Source organism: Streptomyces sp. NPDC054956 (assembly GCF_053609185.1).
This window is the reverse complement of the sequence record NZ_JBSGXB010000408.1, coordinates 1-5,797: the sequence shown is the minus strand read 5'-3', so window position 1 is coordinate 5,797 and position 5,797 is coordinate 1. Positions and strand designations below refer to the sequence as shown.

Here is a 5,797-nt window from a genome sequence, read left to right as displayed (position 1 = left end):
GGGCCTGACCGGCCGGGTACCGGGGCCGACCCCGCACCGCCCCCCCCGCCCCCGTACCCGCCGGGAGACAACCGTGTCCACCGACCCCGATGAGAGTGGGATCGTGCCCGACGACGATCGCTTGCTCGTACGCCCCTACGTAGCCCCCTCGGGCCTGCCGTCCGGGTCGACGGCCCCCGCCTGGCCCGAGGACTCCGGCCGGGTCACCGTGCCGACGCGGTTCGGCCCGCCACCCACGGTGGCCGAGCCCGCGCCCGTGCCCCCGCCGACGCCCTCGCACGGGCCCTCGGCCACCCCGCCCGGCTCCGGCCGGGGCGGCAACCGGATGCTCCCCTTCGCCGGGCTGGCCCTGCTCGCCCTCGGTGCGGCGGGCGTCCTCGCGCTGCTCCTGGAGAGCCCCGAGGAGGAGCCGCCGCGCGCCGTGGTCCCGCCCGGCCTGTCCGTGCCGATGCTCCCGGTGCGCAGCCCGGGGGCGGGCGAGGAGCCTTCGCCGCCCGCGCAGTCCGTACGGCCGGCCGTGCCCCCGTCAGCCTCCCCGTCCCCATCGGCCCCGCCCGTACCCGGCCCGCCGGCGAGCGCGAGCCAGGCCTCCAAGCCTTCGGGTTCCACGGGCGCGCAGCCGCCGCAGCAGGCCGCGACACTGCGTCCGGGCGACCGCGGGGCCGAGGTGACCGACCTCCAGGAACGGCTCTACGCGCAGGGGTTCACGTACGTCTCCGTCACCGGCGTGTACGACGGCCAGACCCGGCGCGGCGTCCTCCAACTCCAGCAGAACCGGAGCATCAAGGGCGACCCCCAGGGCATCTACGGCCCGGCCACCCGCGCGGCCTTCCCGCTCGGCGGCTGAGCGCGGGCGCGCGCCGCCCGCGGGCCCGCTGATGGGCGACGAGCCCGTGCGCAGAGGGGATGTGCGTACCTGCCGGAGAACATGGCCGTTCGTCGCGGTCTGCGATCGAGCGCCGCTCGTCCGGTCGTACGGGACAACCGATACCCCGCGCCATCACGGGTTCCGGCCCCCGGTGCGGCAACTCTCGCCCGGAGGCTCCGTACCTGATCGGCCGGACGGGTTCTAGCGGCCGCCCGAGACGCGCAGGACGGTGCCGGTCGTGTACGCGGCGTCCGGGGAGAGGAGCCAGGCGATGGCCGCGGCGACCTCCTCGGGCTGTCCGGCACGTCCGAGGGGGATCTCGGCGGCCGCGAGTGCCGGGCGGTCGGGGTCGCCCATGGCCGCGTGCATGCCGGTCTCGATGATGCCGGGAGCCACGGCGTTGACCCGGATGCCGTCCGGGCCGAGCTCCTTGGCCAGCCCCAGGGTGAGGGTGTCGGTGGCGGCCTTGGTCGCGGCGTAGTGGACGTACCGGCCGGGGCTGCCGAGGGTGGCGGCCGCCGAGGAGACGTTGACGATCGCCCCGCCGCCGGACCCGGCCATGTCCTGGGCGGCACGGCGGCAGCAGAGCAGGTAGCCGAAGAGGTTCACGTCGAGCACGCGGCGCAGGTCCTCGGTGCTGATGTCGGCGAGCCTGCCCGGGGTGCCGGTCACACCGGCGTTGTTGACGAGGCCGGTGACCGCGCCGAACTCGGCCCCGGCGATGTCGAAGAGCCGCTCGACGCCGCACTCCTCGGAGGTGTCGGCGCGTACGGTCACGCACCGGGCGCCGGCCGCGCTCACGCGCTCGGCGGTGGCCTTGGCGGCGGCTTCGTCGTTGACGTAGCCGAGCACGATGTCGTGCCCGTCGGAGGCGAGCCGGACGCACGTGGCGGCGCCGATGCCGCGGCTGCCTCCGGTGACGACGGTGACCGGACGACGTGACATATGAGCCTCCTGTGTGACGCGGTGTGCCGTACCCGTGCCGCGCCCGCACCTCTGACCGTGCGCGGCCGCCCGCGCCGCCGAAGGGACGGCCGGGCAGGAGGGACGGCCGCCGCAGGCTAACACCGCGATAAGCGCTGGACCAGTGCAAATGGCAGGTCGCAGAGTGGCTGCCGATACCTGACGCCGTCACATTCGAGGAGCACCGCCATGTCGACCTTGCGGGTCACCGTCGAAGAACTAGCCGTCCATCCGCACCCGAACGCCGACGCCTTGGAGCTGGCGCAGGTGGGGCTCTACCGGGCCGTCGTCGCCAAGGGTGCCTACCGCACCGGCGAGTTCGCGCTCTACATACCCGAACAGGCGGTGCTGCCCGCCGGTTTGATCGAGGAGCTCGGTCTGACCGGCCGGCTCGCGGGTGGCGAGGCGAACCGGGTCAAGGCCGTCCGGCTGCGCGGCGAGCTGTCGCAGGGCCTGGTCTGCCGGCCGCGCGCACTGGCCGACGTGGACCTCGTACTGGCGGCCAAGGAGGGGACCGACTTCGCCGAGCGGCTCGGCATCACCAAATGGGCCCCGCCGATCCCGACGACGATGAGCGGGGACGTGGAGGCCGCCGCGGAGCTGCTCCCGTGGGTGGACATCGAGAACCTCCAGCGCTACCCGGGCATCTTCGAGCCCGGCGAGCCGGTCGTCCTCACCGAGAAACTGCACGGCACCGCCTGCCTGTTGACGTACATCGCCGAGGACGAGCGGGTCCTGGTCTCCTCCAAGGGCTTCGGATCCAAGGGGCTGGCGCTCCGGGAGGACGAGCGCAACCTCTACTGGCGGGCCGTACGCGGCCACGACGTGCCCGGGGCCGCCGCCGGGCTGGCGGAGCGGCTCGGGGCGACCAGGGTCGGGATCTTCGCCGAGGTGTACGGCAAGGGGGTGCAGGACCTGGCGTACGGGACCGACGTGCGGACGGCCGAGGCGCCGCCCGGGTACGCCGTCTTCGACGTCTCTGCCGAGATCGACGGGCAGGTGCGGTGGCTGGACCCGGAGCAGATCTTCTCGGCCGGTGAACTGCCCCTGGTTCCTCGGCTGTTCGAGGGTCCGTACGAACTGGACACGGTTCTGGAGTGGGCGAGCGGGCGCGAGACGGTGTCCGGCCGGGGACTGCACCTGCGCGAGGGCGTCGTCATCCGCCCGGCGGCCGAGCGCTACAGCCCGGTGGTCGGCGGCCGCGCCATCGCGAAGGCGGTCAGCCCCGCGTACCTGACGCGCAAGGGTGGCACGGAGTACGAGTGAGGGTGGGGGCGGGCGGGCGTGTGAGCGGGGCGGGTCCGGGGGTCGTGTCGGGTCCGGGGGCCGGGTCGGGTCCGGGTTGGGGCCTGAGCCCGGGGGCCTGGGAGCCCGGGGGTCCGTGGCCGTGGCTGGGGTCCGTGGCCCGGGTTAGCCTGGCCCGATGCCCCGTCCCGACCTCCTCGCCCGCGCGCTCGAAGACCCGGCCGACCCGCCGCTGCGCCCCCTTCCGGACGCCGTGGCCGCCCTGCTGCGCGGGCTCGCCGCGCCGCCGCGCCTCGCGGCCCATCTGCGACTCGTACACGACGTGGCGCGCGAACTCACCGACTGGTTCGGTGAGTTCCATCCGGAACTGGACTTCGACCGCGAAGCCGTGCTGTTCGGCGCGGCCACGCACGACATCGGCAAGGCGGTGCACACCGCCGAGCTCGAAGGCCCCGGCTCGGCGCACGAACCGGCCGGGCGGGAGCTGCTCCTCGCACACGGATTCCCTCCGGAGCGGGCCCGTTTCGCAGCCACCCACGCAGCCTGGCGGGCGGACGGGGTGAGTCTCGAGGAACTGCTGGTCAGCGCCGCCGACAAGGTGTGGAAGGGCAAGCGGGTCACGGATCTGGAGGACCTCCTGATCGACCACCTCGTCCGCGCCGCGCCGGCCGGCACCGCGCGCTGGGAGGCGTACCTCGAACTGGACGCGCTGCTCGCCCGGATCGCCGACGGCGCGGACGCCCGTCTGGCTTTCCAGTCGGCGCACCCCGTTCGCGTGTGACCGCTGACCGCTGACCCCTGACCCCTGACTCCTCAGCGCTGACCGCTGGCCTGCTCGCCGGATCAGCCGAAGTCCGTCCAGTCCAGGTTCTTCCACTCCAGGGGCCGCTGCCTGATGAGGTTGAGCAGGTCGCCGAACGAATCCTCCTCGAAGATCACCGACTGGTAATCGACCGGAATCCGCTTGCCGTTGATGACCACCGTAGGAGTGCCCGGGCCCTCGGGTTCTTCACGGGAGGCGCCCTCGTACGCGGCCTCGGAGGCGGTGACGAAGTCCGTGTACCTCATCGTCGTGACGGCCTGGTCGAACTCGGGGCCGCGCAGCCCCTCCACGCCCTTGGCGAGCTCCAGCAGGTACTCGGTGGTGAAGCCGCCGCTCGCCTCGGCCTCGACCTGGTGGCGGAACAACACCGCGTGGAACTCGGCGAACTTGCCCACGTCCAGGGCTGCGCGCAAGGCGTTGACCGCCCGCTTCGAACCGTCGCCGCCCATCCTGTCGTCGCGGAACGAGGCGAGCGTGTACTCCGTCCGTACGTCGCGTCGGACCGTCATCGTGCGGAGCGCCGCCGCGCCGCCGGTGACCTCGAACTCCTCGACCACCGGGCAGCGCGGATCCTCGTACAGCCGTACCTTGATCAGTGCGCCCGGGTCGCCCACCACGATGGTCGTCCCGTCGGCGGCCAGGCTCTCCGGAGCCTCCTCCAGGCCCGCGTACGACGCCGCTTCGGCCCGTTCGCCGAGCGCCGGATCACGCTCGCCGCAGCCTGCCGTCAACAACCCCAGCAGACCGACGGTCACGACCGTGGTCACCCGCCCGGCGCTCTTCTTCACCTGCATGGATGTCCTCCCCCTTGATCGCAAGGACTGTAGGGGCTCGCGCGACGGAGCGCACGCGCATTCGAGTGGCCCTGACCGGGGTCTGGCGCGCCAGGCGGCCGGCGGCCCGTTGACAGTCCGTCCGGTGCGCCGGGATCATCTGGGAGAGCGCTCTCCCGAGGGGTCCGGACGACTGGTGTGTAAGGGGTGGACGTGCACGACGGTGACGTGGAACGACTGGTGGACAAGCTGGAACCGGCAGAGCGGGTGCGGCTGCTGACCGGTGCCGATACGTGGCGGACCTGGCCCGAACCGGACATCGGATTGCGGGAGTTGGTCTTCTCGGACGGTCCGGCCGGTGTGCGCGGGCCCGGCTGGGACGAGCGCTCCACCTCGGCCCTGCTCCCCTCGCCCACCGCCCTGGGAGCGCTCTGGGACGAGGACAGGGTCCGCCGGCTCGGCGAGCTGCTCGGCGACGAGGCGCGCCGCAAGGGGGTCCACGTCCTCCTCGCACCCACCCTCAACCTGCACCGAAGTCCGCTCGCCGGGCGCCACTTCGAGTGCTTCTCCGAAGACCCGCTGCTCGCGGGACGTACGGGGGCGGCGCTGATCCGGGGGATCCAGTCGCGAGGGGTCGCGGCGACGGCGAAGCACTACGTCGCCAACGACTCCGAGACGCAGCGGCTGACCCTCGACGTACGGCTCGACGAGCGCGTGCTGCGCGAGCTGTACCTCGCGCCCTTCGAGGCGGCGGTCCGGGCCGGGGTGTGGCTCGTCATGTCGGCGTACAACAAGGTCAACGGAACGACGATGAGCGAGAGTTCCCTGCTCGCCGAGCCGCTGAAGGGGGAGTGGGGCTTCGACGGGGTGGTCGTCTCCGACTGGGGCGGCGTCCGCTCCACGGTGGCTTCGGCCGCGGCGGCGCAGGACCTGGCGATGCCGGGCCCCCGGAGCCCGTGGGGCGAAGCCCTGTCACAGGCCCTGTCGACCGGCCGTGTCCCGCCGGGGGCGGTGGCGGACAAACTCCACAGACTCCTGCGCCTGGCCGCACGCGCGGGCGCCCTGCACACCCCGGCCCCGACCCCGGCCCCGGGCCCCGCCCCGGGCCTGGCCCCGGCTTTGGCC

6 protein-coding genes are annotated in these 5,797 nt (G+C 73.5%); 4 read left to right on the top strand and 2 right to left on the bottom strand.

The window, feature by feature from the left end; all coding sequences use genetic code 11:
- Window positions 1-103 precede the first annotated feature (103 nt).
- Window positions 104-847, top strand: coding sequence for a peptidoglycan-binding domain-containing protein (locus tag ACWGDE_RS35325; RefSeq protein ID WP_453393157.1), 744 nt, complete (start codon window positions 104-106; stop codon window positions 845-847).
- A gap of 222 nt (window positions 848-1,069) precedes the next feature.
- Here ACWGDE_RS35325 and ACWGDE_RS35320 read toward each other — a convergent pair whose 3' ends face one another.
- On the bottom strand, window positions 1,070-1,813 hold the full coding sequence (locus ACWGDE_RS35320; RefSeq protein ID WP_453393156.1) for an SDR family NAD(P)-dependent oxidoreductase: 744 nt from the start codon (window positions 1,811-1,813) through the stop codon (window positions 1,070-1,072).
- Window positions 1,814-2,020: 207 nt separating this feature from the next.
- Between ACWGDE_RS35320 and ACWGDE_RS35315 the strand changes: the two genes are divergently transcribed.
- Complete coding sequence (locus ACWGDE_RS35315) at window positions 2,021-3,097, top strand: RNA ligase (ATP) (RefSeq protein WP_453393155.1); 1,077 nt, start codon at window positions 2,021-2,023, stop codon at window positions 3,095-3,097.
- Window positions 3,098-3,254: 157 nt separating this feature from the next.
- Window positions 3,255-3,857 carry an HD domain-containing protein gene (locus ACWGDE_RS35310; RefSeq protein WP_453393154.1) on the top strand — a complete coding sequence of 201 codons (603 nt, stop codon included), beginning with the start codon at window positions 3,255-3,257 and terminating at the stop codon, window positions 3,855-3,857.
- A gap of 62 nt (window positions 3,858-3,919) precedes the next feature.
- Here ACWGDE_RS35310 and ACWGDE_RS35305 read toward each other — a convergent pair whose 3' ends face one another.
- Window positions 3,920-4,693 carry a DsbA family protein gene (locus ACWGDE_RS35305; protein ID WP_453393153.1) on the bottom strand — a complete coding sequence of 258 codons (774 nt, stop codon included), beginning with the start codon at window positions 4,691-4,693 and terminating at the stop codon, window positions 3,920-3,922.
- 192 nt (window positions 4,694-4,885) lie between these two features.
- On the opposite strand from ACWGDE_RS35305, the gene ACWGDE_RS35300 reads away from it, so the two are divergent.
- The coding region (locus tag ACWGDE_RS35300) for a glycoside hydrolase family 3 protein (protein ID WP_453393152.1) at window positions 4,886-5,797 on the top strand (912 nt) is incomplete at its 3' end.

What these genes read in the sequence shown, in the direction of transcription:
- ACWGDE_RS35305 (WP_453393153.1), bottom strand. Translation starts at nt 4,693, where the DNA reads ATGCAGGTGAAGAAGAGCGCCGGGCGGGTGACCACGGTCGTGACCGTC.
- ACWGDE_RS35320 (WP_453393156.1), bottom strand. Translation starts at nt 1,813, where the DNA reads ATGTCACGTCGTCCGGTCACCGTCGTCACCGGAGGCAGCCGCGGCATC.
- ACWGDE_RS35310 (WP_453393154.1), top strand. Translation starts at nt 3,255, where the DNA reads ATGCCCCGTCCCGACCTCCTCGCCCGCGCGCTCGAAGACCCGGCCGAC.
- ACWGDE_RS35315 (WP_453393155.1), top strand. Translation starts at nt 2,021, where the DNA reads ATGTCGACCTTGCGGGTCACCGTCGAAGAACTAGCCGTCCATCCGCAC.